The sequence below is a fragment of the Enterobacter cloacae subsp. cloacae ATCC 13047 genome (assembly GCF_000025565.1).
Classification (GTDB): Bacteria; Pseudomonadota; Gammaproteobacteria; order Enterobacterales; family Enterobacteriaceae; genus Enterobacter; species Enterobacter cloacae.
In genome coordinates, this window is sequence record NC_014121.1 from 3,356,682 (window position 1) to 3,372,694 (window position 16,013).

Annotated in this window: 15 protein-coding genes and 1 pseudogene; 15 read left to right on the top strand and 1 reads right to left on the bottom strand. The window is 58.9% G+C overall.

All coding sequences use genetic code 11. The features are described 5' to 3' along the window. The first annotated feature begins 32 nt into the window (after positions 1–32). The 11 genes from fliE (at position 33) to mtfA (ending at position 8,893) form a co-directional block, all read left to right on the top strand. Entirely contained in the window at positions 33–356 is a 324-nt protein-coding gene (gene fliE / locus ECL_RS16315; protein ID WP_013097810.1) for a flagellar hook-basal body complex protein FliE, read from the top strand. A gap of 16 nt (positions 357–372) precedes the next feature. After that, complete coding sequence (locus ECL_RS16320) at positions 373–1,227, top strand: CheR family methyltransferase (RefSeq protein ID WP_013097811.1); 855 nt, start codon at positions 373–375, stop codon at positions 1,225–1,227. Then, entirely contained in the window at positions 1,224–2,300 is a 1,077-nt protein-coding gene (locus tag ECL_RS16325) for a protein-glutamate methylesterase/protein-glutamine glutaminase (protein ID WP_013097812.1), read from the top strand. Before ECL_RS16320 ends, ECL_RS16325 begins: the two co-directional genes overlap by 4 nt. Continuing rightward, positions 2,290–2,676 (top strand): chemotaxis response regulator CheY, encoded by a 387-nt coding sequence (gene cheY, locus ECL_RS16330; protein ID WP_013097813.1) that lies wholly within the window; start codon positions 2,290–2,292, stop codon positions 2,674–2,676. Before ECL_RS16325 ends, cheY begins: the two co-directional genes overlap by 11 nt. 5 nt (positions 2,677–2,681) lie before the next feature. Beyond that, on the top strand, positions 2,682–3,320 hold the full coding sequence (gene cheZ, locus ECL_RS16335; RefSeq protein WP_013097814.1) for a protein phosphatase CheZ: 639 nt from the start codon (positions 2,682–2,684) through the stop codon (positions 3,318–3,320). A gap of 18 nt (positions 3,321–3,338) precedes the next feature. Then, on the top strand, positions 3,339–4,484 hold the full coding sequence (flhB, locus tag ECL_RS16340) for a flagellar biosynthesis protein FlhB (protein ID WP_013097815.1): 1,146 nt from the start codon (positions 3,339–3,341) through the stop codon (positions 4,482–4,484). Then, entirely contained in the window at positions 4,484–6,577 is a 2,094-nt protein-coding gene (flhA, locus tag ECL_RS16345; RefSeq protein ID WP_013097816.1) for a flagellar biosynthesis protein FlhA, read from the top strand. Before flhB ends, flhA begins: the two co-directional genes overlap by 1 nt. Further along, the gene (locus tag ECL_RS16350) at positions 6,574–6,981 is read left to right on the top strand and encodes a flagellar protein FlhE (protein WP_044158142.1); all 408 of its coding nucleotides are present in this window, start codon (positions 6,574–6,576) and stop codon (positions 6,979–6,981) included. Before flhA ends, ECL_RS16350 begins: the two co-directional genes overlap by 4 nt. 344 nt (positions 6,982–7,325) lie before the next feature. Next, positions 7,326–7,685: a gamma subclass chorismate mutase AroQ gene (gene aroQ, locus ECL_RS16355; RefSeq protein WP_013097818.1), complete on the top strand. Its 360-nt coding sequence runs from the start codon at positions 7,326–7,328 to the stop codon at positions 7,683–7,685. A gap of 56 nt (positions 7,686–7,741) precedes the next feature. Continuing rightward, positions 7,742–7,867 (top strand): hypothetical protein, encoded by a 126-nt coding sequence (locus ECL_RS27855; protein ID WP_261289262.1) that lies wholly within the window; start codon positions 7,742–7,744, stop codon positions 7,865–7,867. A 228-nt stretch (positions 7,868–8,095) separates the two neighbouring features. Further along, on the top strand, positions 8,096–8,893 hold the full coding sequence (mtfA, locus tag ECL_RS16360; RefSeq protein WP_029881844.1) for a DgsA anti-repressor MtfA: 798 nt from the start codon (positions 8,096–8,098) through the stop codon (positions 8,891–8,893). On the opposite strand, the pseudogene ECL_RS16365 reads toward mtfA, so the two are convergent. Next, positions 8,890–10,099: pseudogene (locus ECL_RS16365) on the bottom strand (MFS transporter). The gene mtfA and the pseudogene ECL_RS16365 sit on opposite strands and share 4 nt — an antisense overlap. 138 nt (positions 10,100–10,237) lie before the next feature. Here ECL_RS16365 and ECL_RS16370 point away from each other — a divergent pair. Genes ECL_RS16370 through ECL_RS16385 form a run of 4 tightly spaced genes read left to right on the top strand, consistent with a single transcriptional unit; the run spans position 10,238 to position 15,988 of the window. Then, the gene (locus ECL_RS16370; protein ID WP_013097822.1) at positions 10,238–11,980 is read left to right on the top strand and encodes an IucA/IucC family protein; all 1,743 of its coding nucleotides are present in this window, start codon (positions 10,238–10,240) and stop codon (positions 11,978–11,980) included. After that, the gene (locus ECL_RS16375) at positions 11,980–12,927 is read left to right on the top strand and encodes a GNAT family N-acetyltransferase (RefSeq protein WP_013097823.1); all 948 of its coding nucleotides are present in this window, start codon (positions 11,980–11,982) and stop codon (positions 12,925–12,927) included. The genes ECL_RS16370 and ECL_RS16375 overlap by 1 nt, the downstream gene beginning before the upstream one ends. Further along, entirely contained in the window at positions 12,924–14,666 is a 1,743-nt protein-coding gene (gene iucC / locus ECL_RS16380) for an IucA/IucC family protein (RefSeq protein WP_013097824.1), read from the top strand. The genes ECL_RS16375 and iucC overlap by 4 nt, the downstream gene beginning before the upstream one ends. After that, positions 14,663–15,988, top strand: coding sequence for a lysine N(6)-hydroxylase/L-ornithine N(5)-oxygenase family protein (locus tag ECL_RS16385; RefSeq protein ID WP_013097825.1), 1,326 nt, complete (start codon positions 14,663–14,665; stop codon positions 15,986–15,988). Before iucC ends, ECL_RS16385 begins: the two co-directional genes overlap by 4 nt. The last annotated feature ends 25 nt before the right edge of the window (positions 15,989–16,013 follow it).

The following is a 16,013-nucleotide window of genomic DNA, read 5'->3' on the forward strand; positions in this document are numbered from 1 at the left end:
CGTTTTTATCTTAATTACCAGGAATAAAAAGAATGTCAGCGACATTAATGCGTGGCGTACTCGATCAAATTCAGAGCCAGGCGCAGCAGGTCAGCGGTCCGTCTCACCGGCTGCAGACCTCACGCGGCGACGCCCCCTCCTTTTCTGACGTTTTATTTAACAGCATTAACGAAATAAATAAAACCCAGGTTGAAGCGAAGAGCAAAACACAGCAGTGGATGTCCGGCAGTGGCGATATTGCCCTGAATGACGTGATGCTGGCGATGCAGAAATCGTCTATTTCATTCAGCTTTGGCATGCAGGCACGAAATAAGATGATTAGCGCGTATCAGGAAATAATGAATACACCGGTTTAAGGTCTGCCCCAATTCTATGAGTGAAATTATCAGCACTTCTGCACGCTTATCCCTGAATACGCTTTCTCTGACTGACAGCGAATTGCAGCGTGTCGGGAAATTAATCTATAAGCGCGCCGGAATTGTCGTTAACGCGCAAAAGCGAGAGATGATTTTTAATCGTCTTTCCCGTCGCGTGCGCACGCTGGGGCTTGCCACGTTCAGCGATTATATCGCCCTGCTTGAGTCACACTCAGAGCATCCGGAATGGCAGAACTTTATCAACGCGCTGACCACCAACCTGACCTCCTTTTTCCGCGAGGCGTATCACTTCCCGATCCTCGCGGAACATGCGCGCCAGCGCGCATCGGGCTACCGCGTCTGGTGTACCGCGGCGTCCACGGGGGAAGAGCCCTGCTCTATCGCCATGACGCTGAATGAACAGCTGGGCGCGTCGGTGGCCGGACCGCGGATCTGGGCGTCGGATATCGACACCGAGGTGCTGGCAAAAGCGGAAGCGGGCATCTACCGCCTGAACGATCTGGACGCGCTGACGCTGGCGCAAAAGCGTCACTATTTTCTGCGCGGGGCGGGTGACAACAGCGAATGGGTGAAAGCCCGACAGGAGTTGCTGTCCGCCATTCACTACCAGCAGCTGAATTTACTCGATGAAAAGTGGTCCGTTCCCGGGCCGTTCGACGCCATTTTCTGCCGCAACGTGATGATTTATTTCGATGCGCCGACGCAACAGCGCCTGTTGCAGCGCTTTGCGCGTCTGCTCAAGCCGGGCGGCCTGCTGTTTGTCGGCCATTCGGAACATTTTAACCATGCACATATTCCGCTGCGCCTGCGTGGGCAGTCGGTATATGAACTGACGGAGGCCACACGGTGAAGTCGATTCGTGTGCTGGCGGTCGATGATTCCGCCCTGATGCGTAACATGCTCAGCGCGGTCGTCAATCAGCAGCCTGATATGGAAATGGTCGGCACGGCGCCGGATGCGTTTATTGCGCGCGAGCTGATTAAACAGCTCAACCCGGACGTGCTGACGCTGGATATCGACATGCCGCGCATGGACGGGCTGGAGTTTCTCTCCCGCCTGATGCGCCTGCGCCCGATGCCCGTCGTGATGATCTCCTCCCTGACCACCCGCGGCTCGAAAGCCACCATGACTGCGCTGGAGCACGGTGCGGTCGATTTTCTGCCCAAGCCCGAGCATCGCGGCGCAGAGAATATCGACAGCTGGAGCCAGCTGGTGGTGGAGAAGATCCGCGTCGCCGCCCGCGCGAAGCTGGCGCAGCATACCCCCGACGCCAGACCGGTGCTCGCCGGGATCCCCGTGCGCCAGCAGAGCCTCATCGCTATCGGCTCCTCTACCGGCGGCACGGAGGCATTGCGTCGGGTGCTGATGCCGCTGCCGGTCAGCACGCCGGGGATTGTGATTGCCCAGCACATGCCCGCCGGTTTCACCTACTCCTTCGCCCAACGGCTTGACTCGCTGTGCCAGATTGCCGTGCGTGAAGCGCAGGATGGCGAACCGGTGCGACCAGGAACCGCCCTGATTGCGCCGGGCGATCGTCATATGGAGGTTATCTGTCAGGACAACGGCTACCGGGTCCGGCTCAGCGATGCCCCACCGGTGAATCGTCATCGTCCGTCAGTGGATGTGCTGTTTGACTCCGTGGCGCGTCAGGCCAGCAAGCATGCCAGCGCCGCCCTGCTGACCGGCATGGGCGCGGACGGCGCGCGTGGCCTGCTGCATCTGCGCCAGACCGGAGCGTTTACCCTCGCGCAGAGCGAAGCCACCTGCGTGGTGTTTGGCATGCCGCGCGAGGCGATTGCGCTGGGTGCGGCGAAGAAGGTCGTCGACCTCGACGATATCAGCCAGTGCTTACTGGACAGTTTCCATAAACATAATTCATCCAAAACCGACTCACGTTCAGGAGATAAATCCCATGTCGGATAAAAATTTGCGTTTTCTGGTGGTGGACGACTTCGCCACCATGCGACGCATCGTACGCAACCTGCTGCAGGATCTGGGCTACAAGCACATTGACGAGGCCGAAGACGGTCAGGACGCGCTCAACAAGCTGCGTGCCGGAGGTTTTGATTTCGTCGTCAGCGACTGGAACATGCCAAACATCGACGGTCTGGAGCTGCTGAAAACCATCCGCAGCGATGCCACCATGGCAAAGTTGCCGGTGCTAATGGTGACCGCTGAGGCAAAGAAAGAGAACATCATCGCTGCCGCGCAGGCGGGGGCCAATGGTTACATCGTTAAGCCGTTTACCGCCGCCACGCTGGAAGAAAAGCTTGGCAAAATCTTTGAAAAACTCGGGTAACGCTTATGAACTCCCCGTTAAATATGCAGGCGGATAACGCCACTGAGATTTTCGTTCGCATCGGGCAACTGACCCGTCTGCTGCGCGACAGCATGGCCAACCTCGGTCTGGAGCAGGCGATTATGGAAGTCGCCGACGCTTTTCCGAACACCCGCGACCGCCTGAACTATGTGGTCGGCAAGACCTCGCAGGCCGCCGATCGCGCGCTGACCAGCGTGGAAGTGGCGCGCCCTCTGCAGGAAGGGCTGAGCGATAACGCCACTGCGCTGAGCGCGCGATGGGACGCCTGGTTTGAACATCCACAGCCGCTGGAGGATGCCCGCGAGCTGGTCAAAGCCACCCGCGCCTTCCTGCACGACGTGCCGGAGAAAACCCAGCAGACCAACCGCCAGCTGACCGAAATCATGATGGCGCAGGACTTCCAGGATCTCACCGGACAGGTGCTGCAAAGCCTGATGCATGTGATTGAGACCGTTGAGAAAGAGCTTATCAGCGTGCTGGTGGAAAACATGAGCGAGCGCGACGCCAGCGCCGCCACCGGTGACGCACATCTGAAGAACGGTCCGCAGATCGATACCCGCGCCGAAGGCATTGTGGCCTCTCAGGAACAGGTGGACGACCTGCTGGAGTCACTCGGCTTCTAATCCCGCCGGGCAAACGTCATGTCAGAACAAAACGACAGCGAAAAAACAGAAGACCCCACACCCCACCGAAAGCAAAAAGCGCGAGAAGAGGGACAGGTTCCCCGATCGCGCGAGCTGACGAGCCTCCTGATGCTGCTGGCAGGCTGGGGGTTGCTGCTGGTGGCGGGCGGCTGGCTGGCAAAACAGCTGCTGCATCTGCTGCATAACGGCTTAACGTTTGACCGGCTGTTAGTCAGCGATCCGCAGCAGATGCTGCATCACGCCGGATCGCTTCTTGGGATGGCGTTTCTGGCGCTGCTGCCGTTCGTCGGTGGCCTGTTTCTGACCGCCGTCGCCACGCCGTCGCTGATTGGCGGCCTGAATATGAGCGCCAAGGCCCTCAAATTTAACGTCAAAAAGCTCAATCCGATCAGCGGCATCAAACGCCTGTTTTCCGCGCAGATGGTGTCGGAGATGGTGAAAAGCATTCTGAAGGTGACGCTTGCGGGCATCGGCGGCGGGCTGTTTTTGTGGTTCAACAAAGGGAAGTTTATCAGCCTGATGTATGAACCGCTGCGCATGGCGCTGGGTGATATCAGCGCCCTGCTGATGGGCTGCATGCTGGTCATTATTTTATCGCTGATCCCGATGGTGGCGTTCGACGTGGTTTACCAGCTCTGGAGCAACTTCAAAAAGCTGCGCATGAGCCTGAAAGAAATCAAAGACGAATTCAAAAATCAGGAAGGCGACCCGCTGATTAAAAGTAAGGTTCGCCAGTTGCAGCGTCAGATGGCGCAGCAGCGAATGATGAGCGACGTCCCCACCGCTGACGTGGTGGTGAATAACCCGACCCACTATTCGGTCGCCCTGAAGTACCAGGAAGGCGCCATGGGCGCGCCGATGGTGGTTGCCAGCGGCAGCGGGCTTATCGCCCTGCGCATCCGCGAACTGGCCGAAGAGAACCGGGTCCCCATGCTTGAGGCGCCGCCGCTGGCGCGCGCCCTGTATCGCCACTGTGACCCCGGCACACCGGTTCCCGCCGAGCTGTACAGCGCGGTGGCGGAAGTGCTGGCCTGGGTTTATGGCCTTAAGCGCTGGCGTAAGGGCTATGGCTTACGTCCGCTGACACCTAAAGATCTTCCCGTTCCGGCGGGGATGGATTTTGCACAAGAGAGTAGAGAGTGATGGCCAATATCGCCACCAAATTACGATTACCCAACATGAAGGAAACCCAGTGGCAGGTGCTGGCCGGGCCGGTACTGATCATGACCATCCTCGCGATGATGATCCTGCCGCTGCCGACCTTTGTGCTGGATCTGCTGTTTACCTTCAACATCGTGCTGTCGATCATGATCCTGCTGGTCGCCATGTTTACCCAGAACACGCTGGAGTTCTCGGCGTTCCCGACGGTGCTGCTGTTCTCCACCCTGCTGCGTCTGGCGCTTAACGTCGCCTCAACGCGCGTGATCCTGATGAACGGCCATACCGGTTCGGAAGCCGCGGGGCAGGTGGTGGAGGCCTTCGGTCACTTCCTGGTGGGCGGTAATTTCGCCATTGGTATCATCGTGTTCATCATTCTGATCATTATTAACTTTATGGTGATCACCAAGGGTGCCGGACGTATTGCAGAAGTGGGCGCGCGCTTTTCACTCGACGGGATGCCGGGTAAGCAGATGGCGATTGACGCCGATCTCAATGCCGGACTGATCGGCGAAGAAGAGGCAAAACGCCGCCGTAAAGAGGTGACGCAGGAGGCCGACTTCTACGGTTCAATGGACGGTGCGAGTAAGTTTGTGCGTGGCGATGCCATCGCCGGGCTGCTGATTATGGCGATCAACATTATCGGTGGCCTGGTGATCGGCGTGATGCAGCACGACATGTCCGTGGGCGTAGCCGGTGAGACCTATACCCTGCTGACCATCGGTGATGGTCTGGTGGCGCAGATCCCGGGTCTGGTGATCTCTACCGCAGCTGGCGTGGTGGTGACCCGCGTTGCCAACGACCAGGATGTGGGCGAGCAGATGGTGGGCCAGCTGTTTACCTCTCCGCGCGTAATTGTGCTGGCGGCGGGCGTGATTGGTCTGCTGGGCCTGATCCCCGGCATGCCTAACTTCGTCTTCCTGCTGTTTACCGCCACGCTGCTGGGTGTCGCCTGGTGGCTGCGAGGCCGCGAAGGTGAAGCGAAAAAAACCGGCGGCGTACAGGCGGATGCCGATGCGGCAGATGCGGAGGTGGCGCAGGTGAACGAGGCCTCCTGGTCTGATGTTCAGATGGAAGATACTCTGGGTCTGGAAGTGGGCTATCGCCTGATCCCGATGGTGGATCACGAACAGCAGGGTCAGTTGCTGACCCGCGTGCGCGGCATTCGCAAGAAATTTGCCCAGCAGATGGGCTTCCTGCCGCCTGCCGTGCATATCCGTGACAACCTGGATCTGGCGCCAACGCACTATCGCATCCTGCTTAAAGGGGTCACCATTGGTTCCGGGGAAGTGCAGCCGGATCGCTGGATGGCGATCAACCCCGGCTGCGCCGAGGGGGAAGTCCCCGGCACGCCGTGTACCGAGCCCACCTTTGGTCTGCCTGCGCTGTGGATTGACGAAGTCCACCGCGAACTGGCGCAGACGCTGGGCTACACGGTGGTGGATCCGAGTTCAGTGGTGGCAACGCACCTTAACCATCTGATCACCACCCATACCGAGGAACTGTTTGGTCGTCAGGAGGCGCAGCAGCTGCTCGATCAGATCACCAAACATTCACCGAAACTGGTGGAAGATTTGATCCCGGCGGTCATCAGCCTGACCACGCTGCACAAGGTGCTGCAGAATCTGCTGGCCGAGCGTGTGCCGATCCGTGATATGCGCACCATCATCGATACGCTGGCGGAGTTTGCCACCGCCCAGAGCGATGCTGATGAGCTGACCACCCGCGTGCGGGCGCGCCTTTCCCGGGCGATAACCCAGCAGTGGTTCCCGGGCGAGGAGGACATTCAGCTGATTGGGCTGGATCTCTCCCTGGAGCAGTTGTTGATCCAGGCGACCCAGAGCGGCAGCGCAATTGAGCCGGGCATAGCTGAAAACCTGATGAAGCAGACCGAAAAGGCACTGCAGCATCAGGAAGGTTTAGGCGCACCGCCGGTGCTGCTGGTTAACCCGGCTCTGCGTCTGATGCTGTCGCGCTACCTGCGCCGCATCTTCCCGCAGCTGGCGGTGCTCTCCAGCCAGGAGATCAATACCCAGCGCAACGTGCGGATGACGTATCTGATTGGGGGGAAAGGATGATGAGAGCAGTGCTTGCGCTGCTTCTGGTGTCGCCGCTGGCTGTCGCGGCGGACGGTTCCTGGAGCGGAGAGAGCTTTGGCGGCACGCTGACCCGGGGGCAAATGGTACTGAAAAGCAAACCGGTGCAAAGCCCCTCACCCCTGCCCGCTGGCGCAGTGGCCTCGCGCGTGTACTGGAAGATTCAGACAGACGGCCTGACCCCCGCCGGGTTTCGCATTCGCCTGTGCAGCACCACCCGCTGCCTGAGGCTGCCCGGCTTTGCCGGGGAGCTGCCCCTGCCTGCCGGGATACCAGCCGCCGGGCCGTTTCGTTTTGAGTATTATTCCGTGGCGGGGGGGCGTTTCGACGCGCCGCTGCATGTGCTGAGTAATCAGGTGACGGTGAGTTATCGCAACCGGGGTTAAGCGTATCCCATACGTTGCCATCGGTGATTTGCCTGACTCATTTTTATAAATTTTCATCATTTTCTTCCGAACATAGGGTGGTTATTTTTCATGTTATTTCTGAAATGGGGAATAAGATGTCGCTCGGTAGCATATTCCAGGCATAGCAATTGGAAATGCGAAATTTGGCAATAAGATTAAAGACATTTGCGCTATCGATGACTTTATTCATCAGGATTTTTTTATTTTCTATCCATCCCCTGAAATGCTTACAAATATGACCGTTTATTAACGTTATAAACGATTGCCTGTAATAAACAGGCTGCGATAATAGATGCTCAATTCATCTTTGCGGGAGAATAACCGTGCGCTATTTCGCAGTTGTGGTTTCGTCAATTTTAATGTGTGGTTCATCGCTGGCTGCTTCCGTGAATTCGGCAACCCTTCCTGAGCTGGCTGAGGCATTAAATACACGATTCGAGGTGATGAAGGATGTGGCGGGTTATAAGGCGGCGAACCATCTTCCCGTTGAGGATCTCCCGAGAGAAAAAAATGTTCTGCTGAAAGCACAGGACGCTGCCCGTGACGTCATGCTGGATCCGCAGAGTATTGATGCGTTTGTCCAGACACAAATGGCCGTCAGTAAAAACATCCAGTACCGCTATCTCGATCGCTGGCGTTGCAGCCTGAAAAAGCGTGGCAGCCCCGCCCGCTGGCAGAAGTAAGAGCACAAATTCTTCAACTGGATAACACCATCCTGAACCTGATTAGCCGGCAAATCATGACCGGTGGCGGATTTGGTGAAGAGCAGGACCGCCAGCTCTCCGGGTTGCTGAACGATAAGCAGATCTCAGCGCTGGAGAAGGCGCAACTGATCGACGCGCTCGGGGAAATCAAACGTCGATAAACGCTCTGTATCACCCGTTGTGCCATGTTTTCCGCTGGGGATCGTCTCAATGGGATTTTTGTCACTGAAAGGAAACGGGATAAGTGTTTGAATAATGGCAGAGGGCTGGCCTCTCCTGCCATTCCCACATCTCTACGTTTTATAGTTGCCTTCATGCCGGGTTCTTTGGCATGTTAACTGAACCTGACCTTTCAATTTTGTACACGTGACGAGTTTGCGAGCACAGCGATGATTAAGTGGCCCTGGAAATCAAATGACGCTGGTCAACATGTGGCGCTGCCGTGGGATGACGCGCTGGCGATCCCCGTGCTGGCCAACCTCCAGCCGGATGAACAGTCAAAGCTCATTCAACTGGCGGATCGCTTTTTGCAGCAAAAGCGGCTGGTTCCGCTGCAGGGGTTTGAGCTGGATGCACTTAAAAGCGCGCGTATCGCCCTGCTTTTCTGCCTGCCAGTGCTCGAACTGGGTATCGAGTGGCTGGATGGTTTCCACGAAGTGCTGATCTACCCCGCGCCATTTATCGTTGATGACGAGTGGGAAGATGATATTGGCCTGGTGCATAACCAGCGCGTGGTGCAGTCCGGGCAAAGCTGGCAGCAAGGCCCCATCATCCTCAACTGGCTGGATATTCAGGACTCGTTCGACGCGTCCGGGTTTAACCTGATTGTCCACGAAGTAGCGCATAAGCTTGATACCCGCAACGGCGATCGCGCCAGCGGTGTTCCGCTGATCCCGCTGCGTGAAGTCGCCGGTTGGGAGCACGACCTGCATGCGGCGATGGAAAATATCCAGGATGAGATTGACCTTGTCGGGGAAAGCGCGGCCAGCATTGATGCCTATGCGGCAACCGATCCGGCCGAGTGTTTTGCGGTGCTGTCAGAGTATTTCTTTAGCGCCCCGGAGCTGTTCGCCCCGCGTTTCCCGGCCCTGTGGCAACGTTTTTGTCATTTTTATCAGCAGGATCCCCTGCAGCGTCTGCGCCAGAGTGAGGGTTCCGGCAGCACCGCTTCCCGTCACGTCCATTAGGCCCCTGTTTCTGGGGTACGCTCAACCGACCGTACCCCTAAGCTCAAGGCTAAAAACAGCAGCGCCATTGCCCAGGCGGCCACGATTAAAAATGTTTCACCGAATGTGCGCGTCACCAGCGGCACCAGCAATGCGCTGACGCCGTAGCCCAGCGTATGGCTGGTGGCGATCACCCCCGCCCCTTTGCCTGTCGTTAACCTGTCGTTCAGCAGCAGCTGATAGCCGGGCGTTGCCATCGCCGCTCCCAGCGAGGTAATGACGATCCCCACATAGAACAGCGCCACATCCGCGAGACACATCACCCCAAGCCCGACCACCATCAACACCGCTGCCAGGCAAAGTAACGTCATCGGGCGAAAGTGCTGCGGACGCACCACCAGAAACTGGGCAGCGAGCGTTGCCAGCGCGGCCAGGCTCAGCAGCAGCGCGACGTGATGGCTGATTTGCGCCGCATTGCCGTCCAGCAACGGACGGAGATGGGGTGACAGACCCAGCTGCATCAGGCTCACCAGTGCGGCAAGCAACAGCGCCAGCATAAGATAAGGCAGCATTGATGCCTGCAGCCGCGTCGCCTGTTGCGCCACTGGCGGTAAAGGCGGATCGGCCACTTCACGCAGCACCATCAGCAGGGCGATAAACGGAGCCATAGCCATCAGCCACAGCGGTGCCACTGGGTTAACACTGAGCATCAGCGCTGCCAGCGGCGGCCCCAGCAAACGCCCGCAGCTGAGGCCCGAGCTTATCGTCGCCAGCGCGGCCATTCTTTTCTCCAGACCCGCACGCTGAATGGCCCATGTCTGGGCCGCCGGCACCAGACCAGAGACCGTCAGGCCGTACAGGGTGCGCGAGAGGATAAGCCCTGCCAGCCCCCAGGCGGCATTAAGCATCCCGTTCGCCATTGCCCAGACCACCAGCGCCATGACGAAGAAACTTGCCAGATAGCCACTCAGCGAGGCCAGCATCACGCTTTTGCAGCCGTGCCGCTCGCTCTTGCGTCCCACCAGGCGAAGCCGGTAAAAAGAGCATCGAACCGAACATCAACAGCCCCGCCCAAACGGAGAGCGATAGCCCGGTCATCGTGACCAGCTGCGGCAGCATGACCAGCAAACCATTTTGCCCAATCCCCAGTAAACCGGCACACAACGCCAGGGGCCAGTTCGCTTTCGGGGTGAGATTGTCGGTCAGAGTGTCGGAAAGTGAGCGCATAGAATTGTGAACATAGTGTCAATAAATGTGTGGAAATCATGAAGTTTATGAAAACAAATATTGCAAAAATAGTTGCGACTGTAAACAGAATGAATATCATAACGAGAATTATTATCAGTCATGGAATGAGGTACATCTATGCGTACTCTGCCCCGCTCTGCCGGTACAGACGTTGCGGCCCAGTGTTTTTTAAACGCCCTGTTGCGCGAAACGAAGGACTGGCGCTATCTCCCCGCTACCGCTGCGGATGAGCTATCGCAGATCCATATCCCGCTCTCGCAAACCCAGGCCATCCGGGTTTCAGTACACTATTTCTCCCCAACCCAGCATCATCAGTATCGCTTCCCGGCAACGCTCATCCAGACCGACAGCGACCGTAGTGACGCCGTCACCTTTCCTCAACTGGTTGATTTAATTCTTGAAAAACCCGCTGTAAAAGGCTCACTGGATGCCGATACGCTGGCGCGTTTTAAGCAGCGCGCCCTTGAAAGCCATGCCCATACCTGGCAGGCGATCGACTTGCGTCACCGCTGGGCAAACCTGCGCGACACGCCGCTGACGTTCGCCGAGGCGGAACAGGCGCTGCTGGTCGGCCACGCATTCCATCCGGCCCCGAAGTCACACGAGCCGTTTAACGAAACCGAAGCCCGCCGCTATTTGCCCGATTTCGCCTCCCGCTTTCCGCTGCGCTGGTTTGCCGTTGAGAGTGAACTGATCGCTGGCGAGAGCCTGAACGTCTCCCTGCGCGAACGTCTGCTGCGCTTCGCAGCCCAGAGCGCCCCTGAACTGCTCGGTCATTTCACCGACACCCGCTGGCTGCTGCCGATGCACCCGTGGCAGGCGGAGTATCTGCTCGGTCAGGACTGGTGCCAGCGACTGGTGGCGAAGGGAGCCTTGCAGGATCTGGGCGAAGCGGGCGCGCAGTGGCTGCCCACCAGCTCCTCCCGCTCGCTGTACTGCGAAACCAACAGCGACATGATTAAGTTTTCCCTGAGCGTGCGCCTGACCAACTCGGTGCGCACGCTGTCGGTGAAAGAGGTTAAGCGCGGGATGCGTCTGGCGCGTCTGGCGAAAACGGCGCGCTGGCAGGAGCTCCAGGCGCGCTACCCCACCATGCGCGTGATGCAGGAAGACGGCTGGGCGGGTCTGCGTGACGAAAGCGGCGTCATTCAGGAAGAGAGCCTGATGGCGCTGCGCGTGAACCTGCTGTTTGATACGCCGGATACGCAAACCAACGTGCTGGTGAGCCTGACGCAGGCCGCGCCGGACGGCGGTGACAGCCTGCTGGCGGCTGCGGTCCGCCGTCTGAGCCAGCGTCTGGATCTCCCCCTTGCCCAGGCCGCGCGTTGCTGGCTGGACGCCTATTGCGACCGCGTTCTCCTTCCGCTGTTCAGCGCCGAAGCCGATTACGGTCTGGTCCTGCTGGCACATCAGCAAAACATTCTCGTTGAGATGCAGCAGGACTTCCCGGTCGGGCTTATCTACCGTGACTGCCAGGGCAGCGCCTGGACCGAAGGGGCCGACGCGTGGCTGAAAGAGGCAGGTGAAAGCGAGGTGGAAAACCGCTTCGGCGAGAGCCAGCTGCTGCGCTACTTCCCGTATTACCTGCTGCTGAACTCCACACTCGCCGTCACCGCCGCCCTCGCTGCCGCAGGTTTCGACAGCGAAGAGAGCCTGATGTCACGGGTGCGTGACGCGCTGGCCAGCCTGCGCCAGACCGCGAAGCAGACCCGCTGCCTCGACTACGTGCTCGACAGCCCGACCTGGAACTGTAAAGGCAACTTTTTCTGCTACCTGCACGATCGCAACGAAAACACGATTGCCGATCCGGCAGTGATCTATTTCGACTTTAGCAACCCGTTTTACAAGGAGAAGGCGTGATGGCTAACGCGAATATCGTCCATTCCGGCTACGGCTTTCGTTGCACCGCAACGGACACGTCCCTGCCGCTGACCTTAGGCCTCGACGGCAGCGCGGTGCTGGAGCGCCTGCGCGATATCCCGGACGGCTGGCTGGTCGAGGCGCTGGATCAGCTGTTTGTCGCCGCACCGGCACTGACCGGCATCACGCTGCCGTGGGCAGCCTGGCAGGATGAACCGCAGGCGCAGGCGTTATTCGCGCTTGCCAGCGGCGATTATCTGGCCCGTGAGACCTTCTGGCAGCTGCCGCTGTGGCTGCAGGGGGAGCGTCCGCAGGCCAGCGGTGGCATGCAATTCGATGAGAGCCGTCAGCTTTACTTCCCGCAGCGCCCTCACCGTCCGCAAGGGGAAGTCTATCGCCGTTACGATGCACAAATTAAACGCACCCTGAGCTTCCGCGTGGCCGACGTGGTGCTGGACGGCGAGCGTTTTACCCAGTGGATGAACAACCCGCGCGTTAATGCGTTCTGGGAGATGGCCGGTCCTCAGGAAGAGCAGGAAAACTACCTGCGCCGTCAGCTCGACTCGACGTACTGCTATCCGGTTATCGGCTGCTTTGACGATCAGCCGTTCGGCTATTTTGAACTCTACTGGGCCGCAGAAGACCGTATCGGACGCCACTATCGCTGGCAGCCGTTTGACCGTGGGCTGCATATGCTGGTCGGCGAAGAGAACTGGCGCGGCGCGCAGTATATCCGTAGCTGGCTGCGCGGTCTGAGCCACTATCTGTGGCTGGATGAACCGCGCACGACGCGCATTGTCGCTGAGCCACGTTTCGACAATCAGCGCCTGTTCCGCCATCTGGCTTCCGCGGGTTTCGACACCGTCAAAGAGTTCGACTTCCCGCATAAACGTTCGCGCCTCATCATGAGCGAGCGTCACCGCTTCTTCAGCGAGGTGGGACTGTGAACGCACTCTGGCAAAAAGTGAACCGCGAGATGGTGGCGAAGATCCTCGCCGAGCTGGAATACGAACGTACCCTGAGCGCCGAGCCGCTGGCCGCTGACCGCTGGCAAATCACCATGGGCAGCGAAACATGGCAGTTTCGCGCCACGCGCGGCATCTGGGGCTGGTTACATATCGATCCCGCCAGTCTGACCACCGCCAGCGGAGCCGCCGTGGAAGCGGAAAGCGCGTTTCTGCAGCTGGCGACGGTGCTGGAGATGAGCGACGCACAAACGGCAGAGCATCTGGAAGATCTTTACGCCACGCTGCGGGGCGACATGCAGCTGCTGCAGGCGCGAGAGACGCTGGATGCCGACGCGCTTATTCATCTCGACCCGGACGAACTCCAGTGTCTGATGAGCGGCCATCCCAAGTTCATTTTTAACAAAGGACGCCGCGGCTGGGGGCTGGAGGCGCTGCGCCAGTACGCGCCGGAATACCGTGGCCGTTTTCGCCTGCACTGGGTTGCCGTGCAGCGCGAGCATCTGGTCTGGAGCAGCGATGTCGATTGCGATATCAACACCCTGCTGGCCAGCACCATGGACAGTGCCGAGCGCGCGCGCTTTGACGCCCATTGGCAGGCGCTGAAGCTTGACGACAGCTGGCTGCCGGTGCCGCTGCACCCGTGGCAGTGGCAGCAAAAAATTGCCGTCCATTTCCTGGCCCAGCTCGCGCGCGGTGAGATGGTAGAGCTGGGGGAATTTGGCGATGAGTATCTGGCCCAACAGTCCCTGCGCACGCTGACCAACGCCAGCCGCCGCGCGCCGTATGACATCAAGCTGCCGCTGACCATCTACAACACCTCCTGCTATCGCGGCATTCCGGGCAAGTACATTGCCGCCGGTCCGCTGGCTTCGCGTTGGTTACAGCAGCAGTTTGCCAGCGACGCCACTCTCACCCGCTCTGGCGCGCAGGTGCTTGGCGAACCCGCCGCCGGATATCTGGCGCATACCGGTTACGCCGCACTACCGAAAGCGCCCTATCGCTATCAGGAGATGCTGGGCGTGATCTGGCGCGAAAACCCGTCCTGCTATCTGCAGGACGGCGAGCAGGCGGTGCTGATGGCGGCGCTGATGGAGACCGACAACGCCGGACGCCCGCTGATTGACGCGTGGATTGCCCATTCCGGATTAACTGCCGAAGCCTGGCTGGAAAAACTGTTCGATGCCACGGTGATCCCGTTCTATCACCTGCTCTGCCGCTACGGCGTGGCGCTCATCGCCCACGGCCAGAACGTGACGCTGGTGATGAAAGACTACGTGCCGCAGCGCATCCTGCTGAAGGATTTCCAGGGTGATATGCGGCTGGTTGATGAAGATTTCCCGCAGGCGGAAAGCCTGCCGCAACAGGTGAAAGCCGTCACGGCGCGCCTGAGCGCGGAGTACATCATCCATGATCTGCAAACCGGCAACTTCGTGACGGTGCTGCGTTTTATCTCGCGTCTCACGCAGCAAAGCGGCGTCAGCGAAACCCGCTTCTACCAGATCCTGGCGCAGGTTTTACGCCGTTATATGGCCGCGCATCCGGAACTTGCAGAACGTTTCGCGAAATTCGACCTGTTTAAGCCGCAGATCATTCGCGTGATCCTCAACCCGGTCAAACTCACCTTCTCCGAACACGACGGTGGCAGCCGCATGCTGCCGAACTACGTCTGCGATCTCGATAACCCCCTTTTTCTGGTCTCCCAGGAGTCAGCGCAATGAAAACGTATGATTTCATCGGCATTGGTATTGGCCCGTTTAACCTCAGCATCGCTGCCCTTGCAGAGGGGCTGGACGGATTCAGTTCACTGTTTCTTGAACGTAAGCCGCATTTCTCCTGGCACCCGGGGATGATGGTGCCGGACTGCCACATGCAAACCAGCTTCCTGAAGGATCTGGTCAGCGCCGTGGAGCCGACCAACCGCCATAGCTTTCTGAACTACCTGGTACAGCGTAAAAAGTTCTACCGTTTTCTGACCACCGAGCAGCGCACCGTCTCCCGCGAGGAGTTTGCTGATTACCTGAGCTGGGCGGCGGATAACCTCACCAACCTCGCCTTCAGCCAGCAGGTGCAGCAGGTGAGTTTTGATGAGGAAAAGGGCCTGTTTGAGGTAGTAACCCAGCGCGATCGCTTCCTGGCGCGCCACGTCTGCGTGGGGATTGGTAAACAGATCAACCTCCCCGACTGTGTGACCGCGCAGGATGACAGCTGCTTCCACGCCAGCGAGATGATGCTGCGCACGCCAGATTTGGCGGGCAAACGGGTGACCGTCGTTGGCGGCGGCCAGAGCGGTGCCGATCTGTTTTTGAATATCTTCCGCGGGGAGTGGGGTCAGCCGCTGAGCCTGAACTGGGTGTCGCGCCGCAACAACTACAACGCCCTGGATGAGGCCGCATTTGCCAACGAGTATTTCACGCCGGAGTACGTGGACAGCTTCTCCACACTTGGTGAAGAGGCCCGTCGGCAGATGCTGCACGAGCAGAAGATGACCTCTGACGGTATCACCACCGAGTCCCTGCTGGCAATTTACCGCGCCATGTATCACCGCTTTGAAGTGCTGCGTGAAAAACCCTGGGCGCACCTGATGCCGTCCCGCTCGGTAACCGCACTCACGCGGCTGCAAAACGGGCAACGCCTGACGCTACAGCATCACCTCGACGGTGGCCGTGAACAGCTGGAGAGCGACGTGGTGATCTTTGCCACGGGCTACCGCGCCGCGCAGCCTGCGTTTCTGGCGCCACTCTCCCATCGTCTGCACCTGGATGCCGACGAAGCTTTTCACATCAACAACGATTTCACCCTTGAATGGGACGGCCCGCAGAGCAACCGCCTGTTTGCCGTGAATGCCGGGATGCACCGTCTCGGTATTGCCGAACCCCAGCTCAGCCTGATGGCCTGGCGCGCCGCGCGAATTCTCAATCGCGCGCACGATGACGAGCCGTTTGAGCTGGCTACTACCCCCGGCGTGATCCACTGGCGTAGCACCACCAGCACGGATAACAGCCAGGTTTTTAAATCATTAGCACAGACCACCGAGTACTGACACACACAATCAGGATCAACATAAC

What these genes read in the sequence shown, in the direction of transcription:
- fliE (WP_013097810.1), top strand. Translation starts at nt 33, where the DNA reads ATGTCAGCGACATTAATGCGTGGCGTACTCGATCAAATTCAGAGCCAG.
- ECL_RS16320 (WP_013097811.1), top strand. Translation starts at nt 373, where the DNA reads ATGAGTGAAATTATCAGCACTTCTGCACGCTTATCCCTGAATACGCTT.
- cheY (WP_013097813.1), top strand. Translation starts at nt 2,290, where the DNA reads ATGTCGGATAAAAATTTGCGTTTTCTGGTGGTGGACGACTTCGCCACC.
- cheZ (WP_013097814.1), top strand. Translation starts at nt 2,682, where the DNA reads ATGAACTCCCCGTTAAATATGCAGGCGGATAACGCCACTGAGATTTTC.
- flhB (WP_013097815.1), top strand. Translation starts at nt 3,339, where the DNA reads ATGTCAGAACAAAACGACAGCGAAAAAACAGAAGACCCCACACCCCAC.
- flhA (WP_013097816.1), top strand. Translation starts at nt 4,484, where the DNA reads ATGGCCAATATCGCCACCAAATTACGATTACCCAACATGAAGGAAACC.
- ECL_RS16350 (WP_044158142.1), top strand. Translation starts at nt 6,574, where the DNA reads ATGATGAGAGCAGTGCTTGCGCTGCTTCTGGTGTCGCCGCTGGCTGTC.
- ECL_RS27855 (WP_261289262.1), top strand. Translation starts at nt 7,742, where the DNA reads ATGACCGGTGGCGGATTTGGTGAAGAGCAGGACCGCCAGCTCTCCGGG.
- mtfA (WP_029881844.1), top strand. Translation starts at nt 8,096, where the DNA reads ATGATTAAGTGGCCCTGGAAATCAAATGACGCTGGTCAACATGTGGCG.
- ECL_RS16370 (WP_013097822.1), top strand. Translation starts at nt 10,238, where the DNA reads ATGCGTACTCTGCCCCGCTCTGCCGGTACAGACGTTGCGGCCCAGTGT.
- ECL_RS16375 (WP_013097823.1), top strand. Translation starts at nt 11,980, where the DNA reads ATGGCTAACGCGAATATCGTCCATTCCGGCTACGGCTTTCGTTGCACC.
- ECL_RS16385 (WP_013097825.1), top strand. Translation starts at nt 14,663, where the DNA reads ATGAAAACGTATGATTTCATCGGCATTGGTATTGGCCCGTTTAACCTC.